Consider the following 22,410-nt stretch of genomic DNA (forward strand, 5'->3'; position numbering starts at 1 on the left):
TAGAGTAGCGCAGGCGGCCGGTCGATTACTTGACCAGCAGCATGCGCTCCAGCGATAAACGGGCTTTGTCCGCAACGTCCTGCGGCACGTAGATTTCCGGTTGCATCGTCTCCAACGCTTTGACGACCTTCTTGAGGTTGTTCACCTTCATATTCGGGCACACCAGGAACTTCGAGGCGAAGTGGAACTTCTTGTTCGGGCTGTCGAGCCGAAGCTGGTATCCCGTGCCGTCTTCCGTTCCGACGATGAATTCGTCATGGCTCGATTCGCGGCAATATTTCAGAATGCCGGTCGTGCTGCCTACGAAATCGGCCATCTCCACCACTTCCGGGCGGCATTCGGGGTGTACGACGAATTGAGCGTTCGGATATTTCGCGCGCATCTCCACGACGTCCTTAATCGTGAGCATGTCATGAGTGTTGCAGTAGCCTTCCCAGATGATCATCTTCTTGTCGGTATGCTGGGAGACGTAGTGACCGAGGTTCTTATCCGGACACCAGATCACTTCCTCCGCATCGACCGAATTGACGACCTTCACGGCATTGGCCGACGTGCAGCAGATGTCGGTCTCGGCCTTCACGTCCGCGGACGAGTTGATGTACGTGACCACCTTCGCGTTCGGATGCTTCGCCTTGAGCTCCCGCAAGCCGATCGGATTGACCATGTCGGCCATCGGGCAGCCCGCGCGTTCGTCGGGGACGAGCACGGTCTTGTGTGGAGCGAGGATTTTGGCGCTCTCGCCCATGAAATGAACCCCGCAAAAGACGATAACGTCGGCATCCGTAGACGCGGCTTTCTGAGCGAGGAGGAACGAGTCCCCCCGGAAGTCCGCGACCTCTTGTATTTCATCTCGCTGATAATAATGGGCGAGGATAATGGCGTTGCGTTCCTTCTTGAGCTGCATCAGCCGTTCGCGCAGTTCGCGGTTCTGCTCGGCTTTACGCTCCAAGGCCAGGGCCTCCATGCGAAATCTCCTCCCTTGACTACCGTTGTTTGTGAATCAATGCACAAACATGGCGGGAATGCTGTCTTTATTGTGGACGAAAAGCACTTCGTTCATTAACACTTAATTTACACTTGCGGGATAGGACTGTCAATTGATCTGTAACGGATTTTTCACAAAAAAACGGGATGCTCCCGCGCGCTGCTGCAGCGCGGTGCATCCCGTCTTCTTATCCGATTATTTCGGTTCTTCGGAGTCGCCGTCTCCCTTGCGCAAATCCAAGCCCGACGGGTACGGGTCTCCGTCCTCGCGGGTTTGAATCCGAACCTTGACGTTGCCCAGCGTATCCACAACCGGCTCCGCATGGGATTCCTCCGAGCTCGATCCGCCTTCCCCGCTGTCGACTACGATGGCGCCCTTCTCCATCAGAGACTTGATCTGATCCAGATCGAGCGTCTCTTCCTCGAGCAGCGTCTTCGCGATCAGATGCATCTCTGCGCTCTTCTCGGTAAGAAGCTTCTTGGCCCGGTCGTAGCAGTCGCGAGTGATGCTCTGCATCTCCTGGTCGATCTCGTACGCGATCTTATCGGAATAGTTCTGCTCGTGTCCGATGTCGCGGCCAAGGAATACCTGTCCTTGCGAGTTGCCGAACTGCATCGTGCCGAGCTTCTCGCTCATTCCGTATTCCATGATCATCGCGCGAACGATGCTCGTCGCTTGCTTGAAGTCGCTGTAAGCGCCGGTGCCGATCTCTCCGATGAAGATTTCCTCGGCCGCGCGTCCCGCGAGCAAGCCCGTGACCTTGTCGAGCAGCTCCTGCTTGGTGACGAGCATCCGATCTTCCTTAGGAAGCATGATGACGTATCCGCCCGCTTTGCCCCGTGGAATAATCGTAACCTTGTGCACCGTGTCGGCATGCTCCAGGAAGTAGCCCGCGATCGTGTGACCCGCTTCGTGATAAGCGACGATGCGCTTCTCGCGGTCGCTGATGATGCGGCTCTTCTTCTCGGTACCGACGATAACGCGGTCGATCGCTTCGTCGACCTCGATCATGGCGATGTCCTTCTTGTTGCGGCGAGCGGCCAGCAGCGCCGCTTCGTTCAGCAGGTTCTCCAGATCGGCGCCGGTAAAACCGGTCGTCCGCTTGGCGATCGTGCCGAGCTTGACGTCTTTGTTCAGAGGCTTGTTGCGGGCATGAACTTTCAGCACCGCTTCGCGGCCTTTCACATCCGGACGGTCTACCGTAATCTGACGGTCGAAACGTCCCGGACGGAGCAAAGCAGGGTCAAGAATGTCCGGACGGTTGGTCGCCGCAACGATGATGATGCCTTCGTTGGCGCCGAAGCCGTCCATCTCGACGAGCAATTGGTTCAGCGTCTGCTCGCGCTCGTCGTGTCCGCCGCCGAGGCCTGCGCCCCGTTGACGACCGACGGCGTCGATCTCGTCGATGAAGATGATACAAGGCGAGTTTTTCTTCGCGTTCTCGAACAAGTCCCGTACGCGGGATGCGCCGACGCCGACGAACATCTCCACGAAGTCCGAACCGGAGATCGTGAAGAACGGCACGCCGGCTTCCCCGGCAACCGCGCGGGCCAGCAACGTTTTACCGGTACCCGGAGGCCCTACGAGAAGCACGCCTTTCGGAATGCGCGCGCCGACCGCGGCGAACTTGCGGGGATCCTTCAGGAATTCGACGACCTCGACGAGCTCCTGCTTCTCCTCGTCCGCTCCGGCGACGTCCTCGAACGTGACCCGCTTTTTCTCTTCATTATAAAGACGGGCGCGGCTCTTGCCGAAGTTCATCACCTTGCCGCCGCCGCCCTGCGCCTGATTGATCAGGAAGAAGAACAGAACGAACATGATGATGAACGGAATGATGGAAGTTAGGAAAGTCAGCCAGAAGCTTTGTCCCGGCATTTTCTTGGATAACACTTCGAAGTTCTTCTCGATCCCGAGGTTCGTGAACAGCTCCGGCACGTAATCGGCCAGAGGCGCTCGTCCTGTGAAGACTTCGCCCTTCTCTTGTCCCGGTTTCGGTTTGAATTCGCCGGCGATGAGGTAGGTTCCGTTCTGAACCTGCAAAGTCATCGTCTGCACGTTGCCTTGCTGCGCTGCCGCGACGAGCTCGTTGTAGCTCAGTTCCTTAGTCGTGTCTTGCTTTCCGATAAAAAATTGAACGATCCCGACAGTCACCAAAAAGATAAGTAAGTAAAAGCCTGTGTTCCGGATGAACCGATTCATCCCCGACCTCCTCTCGACACGCTCACATCATTTTACCATAGCCTGTCTCGCCAATCCAAGTAAGGCGGCGCGCCGGCTATGGGTCAGCTCGAATAAACTTCCGGCTTCAGCACTCCGACGTAGGGCAGGTTGCGGTATTTCTCCGCGTAATCGAGCCCGTAACCGACGACGAAGGCATCCGGTATGGTAAAGCCGGTGTAGTCCGCGTTCAAGTCGACCGTCCGCCGTCCCGGTTTGTCGAACAGGGCGACGACGTTGACGGACAGCGCGTTCCGGCGTTCCAGCACGTCGATCAAGTAGCTCAGCGTCAATCCGCTGTCGATAATGTCTTCGACGATGAGCACGTCGCGACCTTCCACGGAAGCGTCCAAATCTTTAATAATCTTCACTTCCCCGGACGAACGCGTGGAGTTGCCGTAGCTCGACACCGCCATAAAATCCAGTTCGATCGGGATCGCGATGCTCTTGGACAAGTCCGCCATAAAAATAAAAGCGCCTTTCAACACGCAGATAACGAGCGGATTGCGTCCTTCGTAATCGCGGCTGATCGCCGCGCCAAGCTCCTGTACCTTCTGCTGAATCGTTTCTTGCGAGTAGAGAACTTCTTGAATGTCGTTTTGCAAAGAAGGTGCCTCCCAGTGAGATTTATTACACGGTATGATTGCTTTACTCCGATCATGCCCTAGTTTTCCGCTTCGTACGTCGCCCGAAGCGTCGTTCGGGTGTGCTCGCGGACAAGGGCGTGACCCGATCTCCGCAATCCGGGAATCCAGAGGATGCGGCCGTCGCCGTCCGCCAGCAGCGGCAGCTTGTCGCGCCGCGATCGCGGCACTTTGGCATCGACGAACATATCTTGCACTTTTTTGGTGCCGTTTAGTCCGTATGGCCGCATGGTATCGCCCGCCAGCCGACTGCGCACGAGGAGCGGATAGCGAAGCTCCTCCGCGTCGAAGCAGGCTTCGTCGCGATTGCCGGGCCGGCCTTGCACGGCTCCTTCGAGCCGTTCCAAGCGAATGCGGCCTCCCGCTTCCGGGATGGCGATCTCGGTCGCAAGCTCGTCGGCGCGATACGCGAAGCGCATCGTCTCCGGCTGCTCCGGTCCGATATAAGTCTCTTCGTATTCCCTTCTCAGCACCCAACCGTCCCCGATGTCCACCCGGACCGTTGCCGGGCGTTCTTGCGACAGCGCCTCCGAGATTTCCTCCACAAGGCGGAAATCCAGCATTTGGCGCGGGTTCGCGGAACAGTTTAATATTAATTTAATCAATCTGCGTTGTAAAGCGACGTGGAGGCCGCGGAACCGTCGTCGCTCCAACCGGAAGCCGTCTCCGGACGGGGTTACCGCCTCGCGGAAGACGCGAACGGCCTGCTCTTCCATATAATCGTCGTCCGCCGCCGCCAGATCGGCCAGCCGGACCAGCGAATCCTTCAGCCGCGGATTGTACCGCTCCAGCGCCGGCAGGACGTCGAGCCGGACAAGGTTGCGAAAATAATGCCGGTCGGCATTGCTGCTGTCAACCGCGTAAGGCACCCCGTTTCGCTTACAATACTCCAGAAGCTCACATTTGGTTATACGCAGCAGAGGGCGAATCAGTTCCAACCGATCTTCCCGCCTGCGGTAAGGAATTCCCGCCAAGCCGCCAATTCCCGTCCCGCGCAGCACTCTCATCAGCACCGTCTCGGCCTGATCGTCGGCATGATGGGCGGTCAGCAGGTAAGGACTGCCGTGCTTGTCCGCCACCTCATCGAGGAATGCGTAACGCTTCTCCCTTGACGCGCTCTGCGCGTTCTGTCCCGTTTCTTCTATGTAATCCGGCATGCCGAGCGACGCAGTCTCGAAAGCCATGCCCCATTGTTCCGCTACCTTGCGCACCAACTCGGCTTCGGCGTCGGATTCGGCGCCGCGGAATTGGTGGTTCGCGTGAGCGACCACGACGCGCATCGGCTCCGACTCCGCCATCTCCTTCAGCAGGCGCAGCAACGCCATCGAATCCGGTCCTCCGGATACCGCGGCAACGACCGTGCCTCCCGCGCGCCACCAGCCTTCTTCCTTCGCCTGCGCTTTGACGTCCTCCGTCCAGTGTTCATGCCGTCGCATCTTCGCAGCTCCTTTATTCGTCCAACGGGTTGACGCGCCCTGTTCGATGGCATCCGATATCCGTCCATCTCAATGGCTGCGCCATCGCCGGCCCCGCTCGGTCCTAGTCCAGCAGCCAGACTGCCGCCAGCGTCGTGCTGAGCACGATCGCGGCTCCGAGCAATCCGGCCATCCAGCCCGGCACTCGGTCGTCGGCCGGCTTCGGCCGCTGCGAGATCCGCACGGCCTCGCGCCATTCCTTGGTCGATTCCCGAGTGCTGGCGAACTGGCCCGTGAGCGCCTTCTCGATCCAGCCTTCCACCGGCTGGAGCTTGGGATTGCTTCTTACCAGCTTCATCAGCTCGCGGGGATGCCGGTTTTGCGGAATCAGCGTTCGGGTGAGCTGGACGAGCCTTTTCCCGTCCAGGGCGTGCAGCCAGAGCAGACCGACCGCGAACAGATCGTAAGCCGGGTCCGCAACGCGGCTCCCGGCGGACCAGTATCCCCGATCGTAGATTTCCGTGAACTGCCGCACGCTGCGCCCGATCGCCGAAGCGCCGCCGTAGTCGACCAGTTCCACTCTTCCGTATTCTCCGACCAGTATATTATCGCTTTTAATATCCCCGAACACCCAGCCCGCCTCGTGCAGATGGGAGAGCCTCTCCAGCAGACGGTAGCCGATGACGCCCATCCAGTGGGAACCGTGTTCCTTCAAGTAGGCTTTCAACGGCACTCCGGGAACATACCTCATGACGTAGAAAGGAATTTTCCGCCCGTCAATAACCGCATCGTCGACATCGAGCAGGAACGGCTGTCTCCCTTTCTCGGAACGATCCAGCGAAGCCAGTATGTTGACTTCGCCTTGAAGCTCCGCTGCCTCATGGCCAATCTTGATTGCGAAGATTACCCTGGGACCCGTCGAAGCCAAATAAACCTGACCGTTGGACCCCAGTCCGAGCAGCCGTTCCAGGCGATAGACTTTCCCGTTCCATTTGCCGCGAATCTCCGTGCCTCTGGCCAAGGTCTCTTTCTCAGACGACGTTGTCACTCCGCACCTCGCTCGACCCGCCGCCAGAAGCATGCGGCTCGTCCATAAGCTCTATTTTGCCTATTTTACCACAAGTCTCGCGAATGTAATCAACCACCTGAAGCAAAGCGGGCCCCGTCGGAGTCGTGCCGCGCATCCGGATCTTGCCGAACAGGGAGCCGAGATTGGAAGCGTTCGAGTGCCAACCGGCGTCCATTACGCAATAAGAATACTGGGAGTCCCCGGGAAAATGAAATACGGACACCTGGCTTCTGCCCGTGCGGGCTTGCAGGCTCAGCGTCAAATCCCGGATCGCTTCTTCGACGGCGTGCAGCTTCGGCTTCATGCTGGCGCTGGCGTCGATGAGCAGCGCGACCGAGAGGGACATCGTCTCCTCCATCTCTTCCATGACTTTAACGACCTCGCCCCGCTTGGGAGGAGGCAGCGCCCCGACGTCGTTCACCCCGAACAGTTGGCGGAGCTCCTGATTGACCGCCTGCCGTATCGTACCCGCCACCGTCTGCCTCGTCATCATCTGCACCGTCTTGGACAACTGCCGGCTCGTCACAATCTGGCTGATGCCTCCGCCGGCCCGCGCGATGTCGGCGATCTCCGTCGCGCCGTACTCCCCGATCGTCCCTTCGTCCACGACGCCCGCCACGTTCACCGTAATGCCTTCCGCATACGCCTGCGCCGCAGCGGTAACCGGACTCTCCCCGACGTTCGAGCCTCCGTCCGTAATCAGCAAAATTTGCTTCATCATCCTTGACACTCCTCCTATCTGTTCTAGCATCTAGTAAGAGTGTCGCCAAAAAGTGCGAGATTTAATCTTTTTTGGGACTGACCGCGATCGAGTTGATATAATATTAAAGAAGAGACCGTCGAACGGAATATCAAGGGATGCAATCTGGCGATAATGCGACTAGGGAAGGGTGTGAGGAGCTTTGAAAAAAATGAGCTTGGACGATCTTAAAGAGCAGAAGCGCAGAAGCGATGCCTCGGTTCGCTTCTCTATCGACCACTCCGTTCAGCTCTTTCGCGCTCTCGCGAATCCTCGGCAGGATCGACCCGCGCTCACGCCTCCGAGAGATTCGGACGAGATCAAGGCGCTGAACGTTTTGGCCCGTCGCAAGCTATTGATCGCTATGAGGAGCGGGGAAGTTAAATACGACGCCGAAAGGCGGGTGCTGACGATTGCTAAGTATACAAGAAGCGAATGAAGCTCTTACACGGCTGGCAAATAAGGAGAAGTTCGAGAAGATGCTGCATGCAGCGGCAATCATTACGGATATTCTGATGCAGCAAAACATCAAACCGATCATCGTGGGAGGTTTGTCCGTCGAAATTTATACGTTAAGCGGCTATTCGACTGAAGATATCGACTTCGTGCTTAGCGGATACGATAAAGCAGGAGAGACATTGACTCTGCTTGGGTTTCGGAAGATCGGGCGCAGTTGGCTGCATCCCGTGGTTGGCATTTCCGTAGAAGTCCCCTCTAATCTCCTGGCTGGCGATTACGATAAAATAACGGAGTTGCAGGTAGGAAATGAACTTGTCTACGTCATTGGCTTAGAGGATATCATTTTGGATCGTTTGCGTAAAACCGTTCATTGGAGTTCGGCAAGGGACCGCGAGTGGGGCTATCGGATGCTGCTTATGTATCTCGAGCAGTTGGACTTGCCATATATGAACGGACTACTCGAAACGAAGTCCGAGTCGGCCGAGTTTCAAATTTGGTTGGAGCAAGCTCGGCAGGAAAAAGCCATCGATTGAAAAGCTCCGAAAGCCTCTGAGCGTTCCAGAAGCTTTCGGAGCTTTCCCCCCTCGGCCAAGCTCAACTCACCGTCCGCGGCCGTTCCATCCGGGCGAGACCCGGCCAGCGGAAGGCGGCCCACTCCGGACGATGGCGCGAGATGCGCGTGACGATGACGGTCATATCGTCCTTAATGCCGCCGGGGTATTGGCGCAGCGCCGTGTCGAGCAGCGAATCCGCGATCTCCTGCGGATCGTCCTCGTCCAGCTCCTGCAGCACCCTCTTCATCCACTGTTCCTTGTTGATCGCATGGCCCGGCGCGTCGAGAATGCCGTCCGTCATCATGATCAGCGTATCCCCCGGCTGCAGCTGCACCCGCAACAGGTCGATCTCGATATCGTGCAGAATGCCGATCGGCAAGTTGTTGGCCGCAATCGGAATAATCTCCCTCCCCCTCTTAATAAAGCTCGGCGTCGAGCCGATCTTGAGCATCGTCGCGTGCGCGGTGTACAGATCGATCAACGCCAGATCTACCGTCGCGAACATCTCGTCCGGCGATCGGAGCAGCAGAATCGAGTTGACCGACTTCACCGCCAGCCGCTCGTCGATGCCCGATTGGAGCAGCTGCTCCAGCATCGACAGCGCCGCGCTGCTCTCCGCCCGCGCCCGGACGCCGTTGCCCATTCCGTCGCTCAGCGCTACCGCGAACTTGCCGTTGCCGAGCTCCACCATACTGAAGCTGTCTCCCGACAGCAGATCGCCGTCCTTGGCCGCTCCCGCCACCCCCGTCTCCACCTCGTAAATTTTCGCGGAAGCGAACGTCACCGTGCTGAGATGCGCGGCCGGCTCCCCGGTTCTCTCGCTGCTGACCGTGACCGTCTCCCCGAGAATTTCCGTCAGGATCGGCGCAATCATTTTGCGGCATTCGTCGTACCCGGTGCGAAAAGCGTGCACCATCTCGATCTCGATATGTCCCTCCTCCAGACTCAAAATATCTATGCTCTGAATCGCCAGCCCCAGATGGTCGAGGGCATCCCGGATTTGCCTCTCCTGCGCTTCCATCTGCTTGGCTTCGCGACGGATTTCCTTCACCAGGTCGTCCATGACCTGGGACACTCCGGACAGCTGATCGGCGACGAGGAACCGACTGTCCTGCAGCTGCTGCCGCCAATGAAGGTCATGGCGGTAGATCTCGTACTGCCGCTTCATCACGTCCAGCACGAGCGGCGTCTTCACGCATACCCGGCCCCAGGACTTCGGGAGCTGCGAAGCCATCAAGTCCGGATTGTGCTCCACGGCGGTCATCATGTCGGTCATCAGCTTGTACGTCTGAATAAATTGGCTGTCCCAGCACAAGTTGCGCCGGTGGCAGCCGGCGCAAGCCCGCTCGTGCACCTCGTTGACGAAATGATCGAAATCGCGGTTTTGCGCGGGAGCGTCGCCCGTCTGGGTCATCTGACGAAAGCTTCGGGACAGCTGGCGGAACACTTCGGAAAACTTCTCCACCCGCTCGGCCGTCAAATCCCGGACTTTCTGGGCATATTCCTGCTGGTGCTGAGCATAGTTTGTAGTACCGGGAACGAATCGGGACAAAGACTCCGTGACCGATCGGGGCGTGAACAGCAGCATAATGGATGCCGCCACCGTCGCCCACGTCGAGGCCATCGTGTCGGCCGCGGTCGCTCCGAACAAAGCGAAGACCGAAGTGCCGAGCAGCAGACCGAACACCGACGCCGCTTTGCCCCCTTCGCGCAGCAGCCCTGCCATCAGTCCGCCGAAGGCGAGCAGACCGATCTCCGCCGTCGCCCCCAAATTGGACAAGCTCAGGATCATACCGGCGATGACGCCCGCGGACGTGCCCAAGGCGGCCCCTCCGACGTAGGCGCTTACCGCCACGAAATATCTGGACAGCACGCCGGCCAAGGCTACGCCGTAGATCTCCCATCCGGTCAGCCCCGTGAGCAGGCAAGCGAGCAAGATCGCCACCCCGACCCATTCCTCGTGCCGCATCTCGAACGGTCTCTTCGTCCGCGTCAGAACGGGCATCGCATGAACGAACAGCAGCGTGAGCACGAAGGCAAGGGAAGCTTCCACCAGCGTTAACAAATACGGCATCCATCCCGCGCTCTCGGCGAGCAGCACCGCGAACACTTTGACGATAAGCGTTGCGGCGAAGACGACGACGGGCGCCTGGGACAGCTCGGCTTTCTCATAGAGCACCAAGGCTCGATAGAGAAGATAGATGACTCCGATCTCCGCGCAGATGACCGCCGGCATCGGATCGATCGCCCAGAAGCTGCCCGCCGTCAAGGATAACATCGCCCAGAAGGCCATATCTCTCCTTAAGTAAAGCACGACCCCGAAGAACGCCGCCGCGAACGGCGCGATCCCCTCCAGCATGGCCGCCCTCCCAAGCAGAAATCCCGCCGCGATAATGAGAAGCACCCACTGCTGCTCTTTGACGGCAGCCCCCCAGCGGAGCAGCAAGGAAGATTCTCGGGTTACTCCCCCGGAAGCTTGCGCGGAACGTCTCCGCTTCTTGAACCAACTCTTGCGACCTTTGTCCGGAGCAACAGCAGGTCCGGTCCCCATGCGAGGAACGAAAGGAACGACGGACGGCTTGTCCATGATGCACACCCCATTCACCAGATTGAATTGTGCTCTTAATTATAGGCGGGGGTTTTCATGAAGTTTGTCAGAAACGGTTGGCGGGGAAAAAGTTTTTTCCGACAGGATCGGAGACGCTATGGCGACGGCTTGCGCGAATCGGCGAAACCTTCGGCGCCCATAAGCCCGCCCGCGATTTCGGCGCGCCGCCGTCCCGGTATTCCCTTGAATTGCGACAGCGAAAAAACGCGCTCATCCGACGGGGAATGGCGCTACGCGCGATCCGCTTCAGACGCGATCCGCGCGGGCTTGCCGGATGGACGCGAAGGTTGCGGGCACGAAACGCCGCGTTCGGCTTTCTTTCGAATAACACAGCAAAGCCGGACCCAGAGGTCCGGCTATAATAAGTTATAGCATAGCTTATATCTTACGAACGACGTCCGCCGCGTCCGCCACGTTTGGATTCGGTGCTTTTCTTAAGAGTAGAAATTCGTTCTTCGCTGTCCTTGAGGAAGCGAGACAATTTGTCATCAAAAGAGGGAGACCTTCCGAAACCGCCCGGCTTGGAGGGACGACCGCCGCGCTCACGGGGTCCGCGTTGTTGCGTTTGTTGCGAGTATTGCTGTTCCGGCGGTTTGTCCACGGCTTGACGAATGGACAGTCCGATCTTGCCGTCCTTGTCCACATTAATGACCTTGACCTTAACCATGTCATTAATCTTCAAGTGCTCGTGAACGTCTTTCACGTAGCTGTCTGCAATCTCGGAAATGTGGACGAGCCCCGTAACGCCGCCCGTTAAATCCACGAACGCTCCGAAATGCGTAATGCCGGTAACCTTGCCCTCCAGTTTGGTTCCCACTTCGATGGCCATAAAAACCGATGTTCCTCCCTGAACCTGAGTATGCCCGGACTTTACACGTCCGGTTATGCAAATTATAAACGACAAGCGGAAGCAAGGTCAACAGACGTTAGACTACCCGCGAGGCTAATCGGGAAGTTATTTCGTCTTGATCGGCACTTCGCCCGGAAGGCCGAGTCCATGTTCTTTGCGGGCAAGCTGCCCTATGTATTCGTCGTCGTTCAGGCGTGCGATCTGCAGCTTTAACTCTTCGTTCTTCGCTTGGGCATCGGCGAGCTTGCGATTGGCTTCTTCCAATTGAGCCGAACGATCGTTGATCTGTCCGGATTGGGTGATCCATACGTAACCGGCCCAGCTTAGAAACAAAATGACGACAAACAGCAGCAATTTCAACCTTCTGCGCGCGCCCGTCGCCGCGGGGGTCGCGGCCCTTGTACGCGAAGTCAATCCCGATGCCTCCTTCCCAAGCAAGCTTGCGCTCCGAGAGTAGGGAGCGACGCGTTCATTATAACATACTGGACGTACGAGAAATATCCTTCTTCGGATTCAATTCCGGTAAGAACGTTGTCGAACCAAAGCAACACGAACGTCATGCGAACGCTAACTTTTTTTCCGGAAAATGTCCCGAATCTGCCTTAATCGATCGCGAAACCGGCGGTATGCGTCCGCGACGGGAGCCAGTCTTCTTCTTGCGGGAAGGAGCTTGATCCACAGCCAGCGGCCAAGCGCGCCGAACGGTTTGAACAGCAGCTTGCCCGTCCACAGCAGCGTTGCGGCCGTCACGACGAACAGAATATCCAACAGCTTGGCCAACAATCGGACAACCCACAGCACGGGAACGATCAGCAGCGCGCGAGCAAGCCTCCATACGAACAGGGACAGCGACTTCATGATGTCGATCAGCTTCCCCGTAAATCGAACCATCCATGGGCTTAGCAGTCCGAAGTAGCCGGTCACGCCGATCCCGAGGCCGAGAAAGACGTACATCCGGACCTCTCCCTGATTGCTGGCGAGCAGCACCGAGAATACGCCCAATGTAGCTGCCGCCCAATAAGCCACGTCCAATGCGGGCAAGAGCCATCGCGCGACGTGAAAGCGATGGGAAGCCACCCGGTAAACGTCGAATGCCAGTCCCATGGCCAGGCCGCATAGCATCATGGTGGCAATCGTCATGCCTTGCGCCGCCGCGTTCACTTGAACAACTTCCCGAACAGGCCTTTGGATTTCGTTCCCGCCGTGCTGCCGTCCAGGTAAACCAAGGAATGGATCGTGCCCTCGATCGAGACGAGTCCTTGATCCAGGCTTAAGTTCTTCATATGCAGGTTCTGTCCGCGAACGGTCAAGTAGCCGCATTCCGTCTCCAGCAGAAACTCTTCGTTGTCGAAGCTGTCCACGTTGCTGACGCCCGTAATATCCAGCGTCTTGCGGTTCAGCATCCGGATTTCCTGATGCTTGTTGCCTTTCGCATGTTCCATGGAGCTCCCCTCCCAGGCTAACTTTAAGAGGTAGTTCAATAAGTCCGATTTTGATCACGAAGCGAACTTTTTGAACACTCACTGTAAGACTAGCCTATGGGCATGGGAGTTAAATTAGAACCGGCTTGCGCTCTACCGGATAACGACGCACACTGGCTTCGTAACGGCCAGCTCGGCGCCTGCGAATACCGGAAGGCCGGACTGCGGCTCGATGCGGAACAGGACGACCGAATCCGAATTTTGGTTCGCAGCGACCAGCCACTTCCCGTCCGGGGAGAGGGCGAAGTGCCGCGGAAATTTGCCGCGCGTGGAGACGTACCCGGCGGGGCTCAGCTTGCCCGACTGCTCGTCGATCGCAATGACGCCGATGCTGTCGTGACCGCGGTTGGAGACGTACAGGAAACGGCCGTCCGGAGAAGCGGCGATCTCGGCGCACCAGCTCTCTCCCGTGAAGGAAGGCGGCAGCGTGGACAGCGTCTCTTGACGCGTAAGCTTGCCCGCCTCATATGCAAACCGAGTAACCGTACTATCCAGCTCGTTAACAGCGTAGACGGCGTTGCCCGACGGGTGGAAAGCGAGATGCCGCGGACCTGCGCCCGGCTCCAGCGAAGCCGCGTCGTGGGCGACCCACTGGCTGCCTTCCGTGTCGCGGGCATACGTCATGATCTTGTCCATGCCCAAGTCGGCGACGAACAAATATTGCCCGTCTGGGCTGAACGTGACGGAATGCGGGTGCGGCCCTTGCTGCCGGTCTTGATTCGGTCCCGAACCGGTGTGACGGAAACGAATCGACGGCGGTCCCGGACGCTCGTCCGAACGGACCGGATACAGCATGACGGACTCGCCACTGTAGTTGGAGACGGCCAACCAATCTTCCGAAGGCGTAAGCGACAGATGGCACGGATGAGCGCCGTGGGTCGGATGGTACTGACCCGGGCCCAGCTTGCGAGTGTCCGCGTCGATCGGGAACGAAGCGAGCTGACCGCCCTCCGTCTTGTCGCCGTCGGCATCGATATGCTCGTCCGTCTCGCTGACCGCGTACAGGCGCGTTCCCCGCTTGTTCACGCGCAGGAACGATGCGTTCTCGATATTGCCGTATTCGGCCGTCTTCACCCATTCCGCCGTCTCTGTCAACAGCTCGACTCTCGTGATGCCGACTTCGTTTTTGGCGCCGTAGGCGCCGATCCAGATTTCGTAGGATGCGGTCATCTATGTATGCTCCCTTATCTAAAAATTGCGCCCCGCCGGCGAAGCGACGAATCTTTATCTATCATACAACATTTAACAGTTTTTCCGAAGCGGGGAATCCGTCCGGCTACCAGTTGCCGCCTCGCTTGATTTCTTCGATGATCGCCTTAACTCCTGCGGCGATCTGCTCCGGCTTCGTTTGCGAGATGCTGATGCGCAGAAACTTCTCCCGATCCAGATAGTCCGACAGGTAATACGCTTTGTCCGAAACAACGTTGACATTCCTGTCTGCAAGGCGCTTGATCAACCGGTCCACGTTAACCGTCGGCTGCAGCTTGAATGGCATATAGATGCCCGAACGAATGTCCGGCACTTCGATCAAACCCGCTTCGTTGTACCGTTCTACCGCCTCGTTCAACGCCTGCATTCTCGATGCGTACAGGCTGCATATTTTGTGCTTGTGCCGCTCGTACATGCCGTTCTTGATATACACTTCGAGCGCCGCCTGGGACAGCAGCGACGTGTCGGGGTAGACTTTATAAGCGTGGAACGTCTGGAGCAGCCGATCCGGCAGCACGATAGCTCCCAACCTCAGGCCGGGGAAAATGATTTTGGAGAAGCTTTTCACGTAAACGACGTGCGAGCTCGTATCGTAAGCGTAGATCGGGTCGAATTTGCGATCTGCGCCGAGGTCCGCCATATAGTCGTCCTCCAGGACGTATACGTCGTATTTGCCGGCCAATCTGGCGATCGCTTTCCTCTCCTCCGCGCTGTAGGTAGTGCCTAGCGGATTGTGGAATCTGGACATCGTGTAGAAAAATTTAATGTCTTCGCTTCGGAATTTCCGCTCCAATTCCGCCAAATTGATCCCCTCGCCCGTACGCGGAATGCCGGACACCGGTATGCCTTCCGTCTCCAGCAGCCGCAAGTAGCCGTCATAGCTCGGCTGTTCGACCAGAACCGTCTTTTTGCCGCTTGGAAACGGCATTCTCGCCATAATCTCCAGCGCCTGATACGCGCCCGGGGTGACGATGATTCGCTCCGGCTTGGCGAACACTTGATCTTCGGCCAGATGGGACGCCAGCGTCCGTCGGAAGGACTCCAGCCCTTTCGGATCGCCGTAGGTAAACAGATCGTACTTGTAGATATCGATCGCTCTGTTCAGACAGTGTTGAAAATCCAAATACGGAAACACGTCCAAATCCGGCAGTACCGTGGCAAAATTGATCTCCGTGCCATCCCTCTCTTCTCGCCAGTCTCCTGGTTTCTCGACGACGTAGAAGCCGCTTTGCGGGACGGAATACACGACGTGGCGCTTCTCCAGCTCCGCGTAGGCGCGCGCGATCGTGCTGACGCTGCACCCGTACGATTCTGCGGCGCTGCGGACGGAAGGCAGCTTCTGCCCGGGAACGTACTGCCTCTCCCGAATCCTGTTCTCCATATCGGACAGAATCGAAAAGTACTTTTTCACTCGCGCCTCCTCCCGCCCTATTCAGGCATAACGATAGCTCTTGAATACTGTGATTTCTACTCATTATACTATACGCTCACGGTGCGCTCACCCCAACTGTATCGATACAGTCGGAGCAAAATGACGTTGTTCCGGCCGCGGTTCTGGCTTATCTTCAATACAACGGTCGAAACGTTCGCGAACACCTGCCGTTTGTTAGAGAGGATGATGTCCCCATGAATCGCAAAGAATTAAGGCTTTCCTATTCCTTCGCCGTGCTGAACGCCGTCATTATCGGGCTGTCCTTTTTATTTGCCAAGGTCGCGCTCGAACACGCCGGTCCGCTCGACACGCTGGCGTTCCGGTTTGCCGCTTCGTTCCTGGTCATGTCCGTTCCGGTGGCGCTCGGCTGGGTTAAGCTGTCGTACCGGGGCAAGCCGTGGTACAAAGTGCTGCTGCTGGCCTCGATGTATCCGCTTAGTTTTTTCACGCTTCAAGCGTATGGCCTGCAGCATGCGACCTCGGCGGAGGGAGGCATTTTGTACGCGTTCACCCCGGTTGTCACGATGATTATCGCCGCCGTGTTTTTGAAAGAATCGACTTCCGTCCTGCAGAAGCTGTCGATCTTCCTGTCGGTGTTCGGGGTCGTGTTCATCTTCGCGATGAAAGGCAGCGGAATCGATTGGTCGAATCTGACGGGGATCTCCTTGTTATTGCTGACGTGCTTCGCTTTCGCCGGGTATACCGTGCTGGCCCGTTCGCTCTCGAAGCAATTCAGTCCGGCGGAACTCACTTATTTGACGCTCGGAGTCGGGTTCGTCGTCTTTATCGCCGTGTCGTTCTCCGGCCATGCGGCGGGCGGAACGCTTGACCGCTTTTTCGCGCCGCTCTCCAGCACCCCCTTCGTCCTGTCCATCCTCTTCCTGGGCGTGGTGTCCTCGCTGGTTACGGCATTGTTGGCCAACTACATCCTGTCCAAAATGGAAGCGTCGAAGATGAGCGTATTCGCCAATCTCTCCACGATCGTCTCTATGGGGGCCGGAGCGATGTTCCTCGGAGAGGAATTGACGATGTACCATCTGATCGGATCGGTGCTGATTATCGCCGGGGTCATCGGAACGAATCGTTTGGGTCGGAAAAAAGCGGCCGAGAGCCCTTCGGATGAAAGCCGCGTGAAAAAGAGCATGAAAGCTTCTGTTATCAAAAATTAACTAAATAGATCAAGGAGTGTGGAGTATATGTTATCCGCTGCGCAAACCGATTTTTTCGCTATCGTTCGGGAACGTCGTTCCGTTAAACAATATGACGTCTCGCACCGTCTAAGCGAACAGGAGATTAAAGAGCTGCTGGAGATTGCCGGAAGCGCACCGTCCGCCTGGAATCTGCAACACTGGAAATTCCTCGTGCTCAACGACAAGAAGGCCCAAGCGAAGCTGCTGCCTATCGCCTACGACCAACGGCAAGTGGCGGAAGCTTCCGTCGTCATCGCCGTTCTGGGCGACCTCGAAGCCCATCTGAACGCCGAAGAGGTCTATGCGCCGGACGTGAAAGCAGGACGTATGTCGGAGGAGATCAAGTCGGGTCTGGTCGGCCAAATTGAAGAGGCCTACGCTGACGCTTCAACCTTCCCGCGCGACGAAGCAATTCGCAACGCATCGCTGGCCGCAATGCAGCTCATGCTCGCGGCGAAGGCGTCGGGTTACGATTCGTGCCCCCTCGGCGGGTTCGACCCCGAACAATTCACGGAAGCGTTCGGCGTTCCTTCGCGCTATGTGCCGGTCATGCTAATCGCGATCGGCAAGGCAGCAGCTCCGGCTCGTCCTTCCTCCAGGTTCCCGGTCGAGCGGACGGCGCTCTGGAATCGTGGCTGATCTTGTGTAGAAAATTTGAATGTCCCCCGCCCCGGAGATTTCCCTCCAGGGTCGGGGGATTTCAATTTTAGGCGAGATACAGTCGGGACGAGCAGGCTAAAATCTGCGGGATGCGCCCAAGAACACCTCCGAGGTCAGAAACCTGCTTAGTGCCAATAAGAGAATAACCGGAGGAAGGCTGACAATCGCACCCAACTGCAGCCAAATCTCGGGATACTGCTGCAAGTCCATGCCTCTGCTTAACATAGTGACGGCGGCGACAGGGGAGTAGAGTTTAGGATTGCTTAGATAAACTAGAGACGGGATATAGGAGTTCCATAGGGCACCGAAGTTCAGTACGCCAAGCCCCAGCAGCGATTTCCATACCTTAGGCACGAAAAGAGTGAAAAACGCATGCATTTCCCCTCGTCCCTCCTGCTCGGCCTGCAGCTTTAACGATGCGTAATTGGCGTTGAAGACGCCCTTCAGCACAAAAACGCCCACAATAGCGACTAACCCGCTGATCAGCAAGGGGAGAATCGTGTTGACCGCGCCTATCTGCCGATAGGCCATATATTCATGCAAAGTAGAGCCTGTTCCGATCGCCAGTACAAACAGCAGGACGAGCTTATATAACCTGCGACCGGGCAGGGCAGTGGCGGTCAAAGGGTAAGCCAGCATGAGAATGATCAGCAGACCGATCACGGTCACCATGCCGTAAAAGAATAGGAAAAGGATAAAGTTTCGCGCCGGGAAGACGTCGGACAAAGCCGGCCCTCCGCCTTCGCCGTGAAGGAAAGGATGAACGAACAGGAAGTACAGAAAAAGCAATACGAGTGCCGAATACAGCGAAGCCACGACAATTCCGAGCGCGTTTCTTCCCGCCGACGAACCGGAGCTGGAACCGGTGGACTTGTCGAGATTCAGCCGTATCGCTCCAGAAGCTTGAGCGGAGCTGCCGGTGAATAGATCGTGGAAGAACCATTTTCGTACAAGAAAATATGCCGCTAAAGTAAAGATGAGCTGAACCGCAAACTGAAAGAGCCACATCGCCGAGCCCACGCCGTAATGGGCATTCATAAAGCCGATCCGGAAACCGAAGGTGTCCACCGTATCACTGACCGAGAAGACGATCGGATTGATCAAACGATGAAGCAACTCAAAATCGGTAGACAAGATCGTAGACAATTGGATAAGCAGAAAAGCGACAAGAGCCCGCAAAGCGGGATAGAAAGGGGGAATCTGCCGGACTCCGAACGCTCGCGACCCGGAAGAATAGGCCCGAATCGCAGCCAGCGCGAGGAGAACGGGGATGCCGCAGGTTTTCAGGGTTTCCAGCAAGTAGACGACCGCCCTGAAGTACGCAGGATCGGCCAGAGGCGAGTTAGCTATCGGAAAAACCGATTGTGACGGCGACAACAGAAACGCCGCGACATCCGCAAAAACGGAGGACGGGATGAAATAAGGGATCAGGAATAAGAGAACGAACGTATTTCGCAACCGGGCTGATTGAATTCCGCTCAGAGCAACCGCGAGAACAAGCGATACGGTCCCTACGACGGCCATATAAGAGAGCTTGATCGCGAGCGTGTTGGTCAGGATATTCCCGAATTCCGGCGTGTTGAACAGGCCTTCGAAGTTCGCCCAACCTGCCCACTCGCTCCCGAATAAGCCGTAAAACGGATTAAAGTTGACGAAAGCCATGCGAACTCCGATGAGAAACGGAACGATTTTCAACAATAAAATCACCATCAGCGGCAGGAACGCCAGCAGGTAGTGAAACTTGTATTTCCAAATCCGTCTGAGATAAAGGTCCATGCCAGAGCCTCCGTATTCTTGTTCGGCCATTGACCTCCTAAATTGTACCATTTGTTCAATCGGCTGTCTGCCTCGAATTTCTTAAGCCGTAAACCGCGCATTTTTTAGGCCGCCCGCGCAAAAAAAGCCAGCCTAGAGGCTGACTCTTGTTTCTATCCGCACATCTGCCACGCTACAGTCCGAAAGGATCGTCCTCGCGCTTGCGAACCTCTTCCTTCAGAACGGTGTACAGCCCGGCGACGTCTTCCTTGCGGGTAGACTCCGTCAAACGTTCGATCCGCACGGTTAGCGTGCGCTGACCGAATTGGATGTCCAGCTCATCCCCGACTTTGACGGTCGCGCTAGGCTTGGCTTCCCTGCCATTGAGAAGGACGCGCCCTTGATCGGACACGTCCTTCGCGACGGTGCGGCGCTTGATGAGGCGCGACACCTTCAGGAATTTATCAAGACGCATGAATTATTTTACAGCGTCTTTCAGTTTGTTGCCCGCTTTGAAAGCAGGAACCTTGGAAGCTGGAATCGTGATGGAGTTGCCCGTTTGCGGGTTGCGGCCTACGCGGCCGGAACGGCTGCGAGTTTCGAACGTGCCGAAGCCGATCAGTTGTACTTTGTCGCCTTTGGACAGAGCGTCGGTTACTTCGCCCAGGAAGCCGTTCAGTACGGATTCTACGTCTTTCTTCGTCAAGCCGCTTTTGTCTGCAATGTTGTTGATCAGATCTGTTTTGTTCATGGTACGGAATTCCTCCTATGGTTGAACCTTTATTCGTTCCCGTGCCGCTCTTGGGGGCGCTGGAAACGTTGATTTTTTTGATGCACGATGGATACTATTCTGTCCCTTGTTAAAAAAATCCTGCCAGTCTCTAAAAAAAATTCTCGAAATAGGTAGAAAGTACGGGGAAATCGGCGAATTTTAGGTTATTTTTAGGTTTAGTTCGTATGCGGTAAGTCCTGTTGCGACGATGTTGAACGACGCGTGCGCTGGTGGCGCGGGTCGGGCCGGTTAACGGTCTGATAGACCGTTATTTCGCGCTGGCAGCGCCTATTCGGCCGGTTAACGGTCTGGTAGACCGTTACTTCGTGCTGACAGCGCCTATTCGGCCGGTTAACGGTCTGATAGACCGTTACTTCGTGCTGACAGCGCCTATTCGGCCGGTTAACGGTCTGGTGGACCGTTATCGCTCGCTGACGACGCGGGTCGGGCCGGTTAACGGTCTGATAGACCGTTATTTCGCGCTGGTAGCGCCTGTTCGGCCGGTTAACGGTCTGGTAGACCGTTACTTCGTGCTGACAGCGCCCATTCGGCCGGTTAACGGTCTGGTAGACCGTTACTTCGCGCTGGCGGCACCTATTCGGCCGGTTAACCGTTACTTCGCGCTAGTAACGCCCGTTGGGCAGATTAACGGTCTGCTAGACTGCTAGTCCGTTTCAAAGAGTCTTCGCAGCCTCCTTTCTATCGGGATTTCGCCTCTTGCCACCATTCTTCCATCTCTATCAAATCAGTGTCCCCAAAAGTTCGTCCGCTTATACGCAGCTGCTCTTCGATGTACTTGAACCGCTCCGAGAACCGCCGGTTCGTTCCCGCCAGCGCCTCCTCGGGATCGGCCTTGATGAAGCGCGACGCGTTGACGACGGCGAACAGCAGATCGCCGAGCTCGTCCCGCTGCCGCTCCGCGGACTCCTCTCGGACGGCCTGCCGCAGCTCGCAAAGCTCCTCTTCGATCTTGTCGAAGACGCCGTCCAGGTTCGGCCAGTCGAAGCCGACGGAGGCGGCTTTCTTCTGTACTTTGTGCGCGCGAGGCAGCGCCGGAAGATCCTTCGGGATGCCGTCGAGGATCGATTGCCGTTCCGCTTGCCCCTTGCGCTTCTTCTCCTCGGCTTTCATCTGCTCCCAGTTGCGAAGCGCGGCCTCGGCATCTTCGGCGTTCTCCCCGCCGAACACGTGGGGATGACGGAAGATAAGCTTGTCGTTCAGCTCGGCCAGAACGTCGTACACGTCGAACGCTCCCGTCTCCTCCTCCATCTGGCTATGCAGCAGCACCTGCAAGATAACGTCGCCGAACTCCTCCCTCATGCCGTCCGGATCATCCAGGTCAAGCGCCTCGATCGCCTCGTACGTCTCCTCGATGAAATTGCGCCGGATCGACTGATGGGTCTGCTCCCGGTCCCACGGACAGCCTTCGGGGCTGCGCAAAATGGCGACGATCTCGTGCAGACGCTCGAAGGAACGGCGGCGAAGCCGGTCGTCCGCGCTGGCCGGAATGTAGACAAGCATCAAGTTGCCGTAGCTGTCCAAGCGATCGAGCTCATAGAGAGGAATGTGTATAATCCGCTCCTGCCCTTCCACGCCCAGCGCTTGTCCGACGACGATCGGATGATCGTCCGGGTAGACGTTCATAAGCGCCAGCTTCGCTTCGGAGGCGGTGTACGCATCGTACACTTGTCCGATTACGGTATGCAGGCGCGGCCGCAGATGCTCGCGCGTCAGCTCCGATGCATCCAGCAGCTGAAAACCCTCGATCGGATCGAAGCCGAGGCGCGTGAACGCCTGATCGAGGAAGCTCTCCCCGCCCAGCAGACGCAGCTCGATTCCTTGCTCGGGCGCGCGCTGCCTAAGCAGCTGCACCGTCCGCTCCGCGACCATCGGGTGTCCGGGAACCGCGTAGACAATCGTCTCTCCCGGATTGCCCGCCGCCGCGGCCAGTAATTCGTCGGCGATCGCCTCATATACCCGGCCAAACTCTTCATGCTTCTCGTACAGCCGGTCGAACGAGTCGAAGCCGATATCCCGAAGCCTCAGATCGGCGACGGCCGGATGGTCCGCGGTGCGGACGTAGCGTTTCGACGCCTTCTCCAGCGCCTTCAGCGTGCCGAGCGTCAGCTGATCCTCTCCTCCGGAGCCGAGTCCGACGACGGTAATCGAAGATTTGTTATCCATCTATGATCATCCTTCCTGGTTATCCCGATGAGTCAGGGTTCTGATGCGAAGCAGCCAGCGGTCGAGGCGGGTGCCGGACATTCCCGGCAGCTCGCGCCATTCACGCGGAGCGAAGGCGCCCAGGGCGACGAGCGCGGCGGCGAAGACGGCGGCCCCGAGCGCGACGCCCGGCAGGGCGACAAGCAGG

At 57.4% G+C, this 22,410-nt stretch carries 23 protein-coding genes; 5 read left to right on the forward strand and 18 right to left on the reverse strand.

Annotation, left to right across the window (positions count from 1 at the left end; translation table 11 throughout):
• Positions 1 to 25: 25 nt before the first annotated feature.
• The 6 genes from nadA to ACESLM_RS19425 form a co-directional block, all read right to left on the reverse strand.
• A complete protein-coding gene (gene nadA, locus ACESLM_RS19400; protein WP_094048502.1) occupies positions 26 to 964 on the reverse strand; it encodes a quinolinate synthase NadA in 939 nt (312 codons plus the stop codon).
• A gap of 216 nt (positions 965 to 1,180) precedes the next feature.
• Positions 1,181 to 3,184: an ATP-dependent zinc metalloprotease FtsH gene (gene ftsH, locus ACESLM_RS19405; RefSeq protein ID WP_094048504.1), complete on the reverse strand. Its 2,004-nt coding sequence runs from the start codon at positions 3,182 to 3,184 to the stop codon at positions 1,181 to 1,183.
• Between the two features lie 83 nt (positions 3,185 to 3,267).
• Positions 3,268 to 3,807, reverse strand: a complete 540-nt coding sequence (hpt, locus tag ACESLM_RS19410; protein WP_094048506.1) for a hypoxanthine phosphoribosyltransferase — start codon at positions 3,805 to 3,807, stop codon at positions 3,268 to 3,270.
• A 59-nt stretch (positions 3,808 to 3,866) separates the two neighbouring features.
• A complete protein-coding gene (gene tilS / locus ACESLM_RS19415; protein WP_372633209.1) occupies positions 3,867 to 5,282 on the reverse strand; it encodes a tRNA lysidine(34) synthetase TilS in 1,416 nt (471 codons plus the stop codon).
• A gap of 103 nt (positions 5,283 to 5,385) precedes the next feature.
• Positions 5,386 to 6,309, reverse strand: a complete 924-nt coding sequence (locus ACESLM_RS19420) for a serine/threonine protein kinase (RefSeq protein ID WP_372633210.1) — start codon at positions 6,307 to 6,309, stop codon at positions 5,386 to 5,388.
• Positions 6,293 to 7,048 carry a vWA domain-containing protein gene (locus ACESLM_RS19425; RefSeq protein ID WP_372633226.1) on the reverse strand — a complete coding sequence of 252 codons (756 nt, stop codon included), beginning with the start codon at positions 7,046 to 7,048 and terminating at the stop codon, positions 6,293 to 6,295. The genes ACESLM_RS19420 and ACESLM_RS19425 overlap by 17 nt, the downstream gene beginning before the upstream one ends.
• 193 nt (positions 7,049 to 7,241) lie before the next feature.
• On the opposite strand from ACESLM_RS19425, the gene ACESLM_RS19430 reads away from it, so the two are divergent.
• Entirely contained in the window at positions 7,242 to 7,508 is a 267-nt protein-coding gene (locus ACESLM_RS19430) for a hypothetical protein (RefSeq protein WP_372633211.1), read from the forward strand.
• 40 nt (positions 7,509 to 7,548) lie between these two features.
• A complete protein-coding gene (locus ACESLM_RS19435; protein WP_372633212.1) occupies positions 7,549 to 8,061 on the forward strand; it encodes a hypothetical protein in 513 nt (170 codons plus the stop codon).
• Between the two features lie 61 nt (positions 8,062 to 8,122).
• Here the strand turns inward: ACESLM_RS19435 and spoIIE are convergent, their stop codons facing one another.
• The 7 genes from spoIIE to ACESLM_RS19470 all read right to left on the reverse strand — a co-directional run bounded on the left by spoIIE (position 8,123) and on the right by ACESLM_RS19470 (position 15,641).
• On the reverse strand, positions 8,123 to 10,633 hold the full coding sequence (gene spoIIE, locus ACESLM_RS19440) for a stage II sporulation protein E (protein WP_372633227.1): 2,511 nt from the start codon (positions 10,631 to 10,633) through the stop codon (positions 8,123 to 8,125).
• A gap of 442 nt (positions 10,634 to 11,075) precedes the next feature.
• Positions 11,076 to 11,519, reverse strand: coding sequence for a S1 domain-containing RNA-binding protein (locus ACESLM_RS19445; protein WP_094048516.1), 444 nt, complete (start codon positions 11,517 to 11,519; stop codon positions 11,076 to 11,078).
• A gap of 126 nt (positions 11,520 to 11,645) precedes the next feature.
• The gene (locus ACESLM_RS19450) at positions 11,646 to 11,954 is read right to left on the reverse strand and encodes an FtsB family cell division protein (RefSeq protein WP_372633213.1); all 309 of its coding nucleotides are present in this window, start codon (positions 11,952 to 11,954) and stop codon (positions 11,646 to 11,648) included.
• A gap of 153 nt (positions 11,955 to 12,107) precedes the next feature.
• Entirely contained in the window at positions 12,108 to 12,701 is a 594-nt protein-coding gene (gene yabQ / locus ACESLM_RS19455) for a spore cortex biosynthesis protein YabQ (protein ID WP_372633214.1), read from the reverse strand.
• Positions 12,698 to 12,982: a sporulation protein YabP gene (gene yabP, locus ACESLM_RS19460; RefSeq protein WP_372633215.1), complete on the reverse strand. Its 285-nt coding sequence runs from the start codon at positions 12,980 to 12,982 to the stop codon at positions 12,698 to 12,700. Before yabP ends, yabQ begins: the two co-directional genes overlap by 4 nt.
• A gap of 132 nt (positions 12,983 to 13,114) precedes the next feature.
• Positions 13,115 to 14,191 (reverse strand): lactonase family protein, encoded by a 1,077-nt coding sequence (locus tag ACESLM_RS19465; RefSeq protein ID WP_372633216.1) that lies wholly within the window; start codon positions 14,189 to 14,191, stop codon positions 13,115 to 13,117.
• Positions 14,192 to 14,297: 106 nt separating this feature from the next.
• Positions 14,298 to 15,641 carry an aminotransferase-like domain-containing protein gene (locus ACESLM_RS19470; protein ID WP_372633217.1) on the reverse strand — a complete coding sequence of 448 codons (1,344 nt, stop codon included), beginning with the start codon at positions 15,639 to 15,641 and terminating at the stop codon, positions 14,298 to 14,300.
• Positions 15,642 to 15,856: 215 nt separating this feature from the next.
• On the opposite strand from ACESLM_RS19470, the gene ACESLM_RS19475 reads away from it, so the two are divergent.
• Both ACESLM_RS19475 and ACESLM_RS19480 read left to right on the forward strand, forming a co-directional pair.
• Complete coding sequence (locus ACESLM_RS19475; protein ID WP_372633218.1) at positions 15,857 to 16,831, forward strand: DMT family transporter; 975 nt, start codon at positions 15,857 to 15,859, stop codon at positions 16,829 to 16,831.
• Between the two features lie 27 nt (positions 16,832 to 16,858).
• Positions 16,859 to 17,491, forward strand: coding sequence for a nitroreductase family protein (locus tag ACESLM_RS19480; RefSeq protein ID WP_372633219.1), 633 nt, complete (start codon positions 16,859 to 16,861; stop codon positions 17,489 to 17,491).
• Between the two features lie 96 nt (positions 17,492 to 17,587).
• On the opposite strand, the gene ACESLM_RS19485 is transcribed toward ACESLM_RS19480, so the two are convergent.
• The 3 genes from ACESLM_RS19485 to ACESLM_RS19495 all read right to left on the reverse strand — a co-directional run bounded on the left by ACESLM_RS19485 (position 17,588) and on the right by ACESLM_RS19495 (position 20,018).
• The gene (locus ACESLM_RS19485) at positions 17,588 to 19,288 is read right to left on the reverse strand and encodes a hypothetical protein (RefSeq protein WP_372633220.1); all 1,701 of its coding nucleotides are present in this window, start codon (positions 19,286 to 19,288) and stop codon (positions 17,588 to 17,590) included.
• 172 nt (positions 19,289 to 19,460) lie between these two features.
• The gene (locus ACESLM_RS19490) at positions 19,461 to 19,742 is read right to left on the reverse strand and encodes an RNA-binding S4 domain-containing protein (RefSeq protein WP_372633221.1); all 282 of its coding nucleotides are present in this window, start codon (positions 19,740 to 19,742) and stop codon (positions 19,461 to 19,463) included.
• A 3-nt stretch (positions 19,743 to 19,745) separates the two neighbouring features.
• Complete coding sequence (locus ACESLM_RS19495) at positions 19,746 to 20,018, reverse strand: HU family DNA-binding protein (RefSeq protein WP_372633222.1); 273 nt, start codon at positions 20,016 to 20,018, stop codon at positions 19,746 to 19,748.
• Positions 20,019 to 20,269: 251 nt separating this feature from the next.
• Between ACESLM_RS19495 and ACESLM_RS19500 the strand changes: the two genes are divergently transcribed.
• Complete coding sequence (locus ACESLM_RS19500) at positions 20,270 to 20,707, forward strand: hypothetical protein (RefSeq protein ID WP_372633223.1); 438 nt, start codon at positions 20,270 to 20,272, stop codon at positions 20,705 to 20,707.
• Positions 20,708 to 20,738: 31 nt separating this feature from the next.
• On the opposite strand, the gene yabN is transcribed toward ACESLM_RS19500, so the two are convergent.
• The gene (yabN, locus tag ACESLM_RS19505; protein WP_372633224.1) at positions 20,739 to 22,223 is read right to left on the reverse strand and encodes a bifunctional methyltransferase/pyrophosphohydrolase YabN; all 1,485 of its coding nucleotides are present in this window, start codon (positions 22,221 to 22,223) and stop codon (positions 20,739 to 20,741) included.
• A gap of 6 nt (positions 22,224 to 22,229) precedes the next feature.
• A partial coding sequence (locus tag ACESLM_RS19510) for a hypothetical protein (protein ID WP_372633225.1) occupies positions 22,230 to 22,410 on the reverse strand: 181 nt, incomplete at its 5' end.

Origin of the sequence: Cohnella sp. (assembly GCF_041641335.1) — a bacterium.
In the GTDB taxonomy this organism is placed as follows: domain Bacteria; phylum Bacillota; class Bacilli; order Paenibacillales; family Paenibacillaceae; genus Cohnella.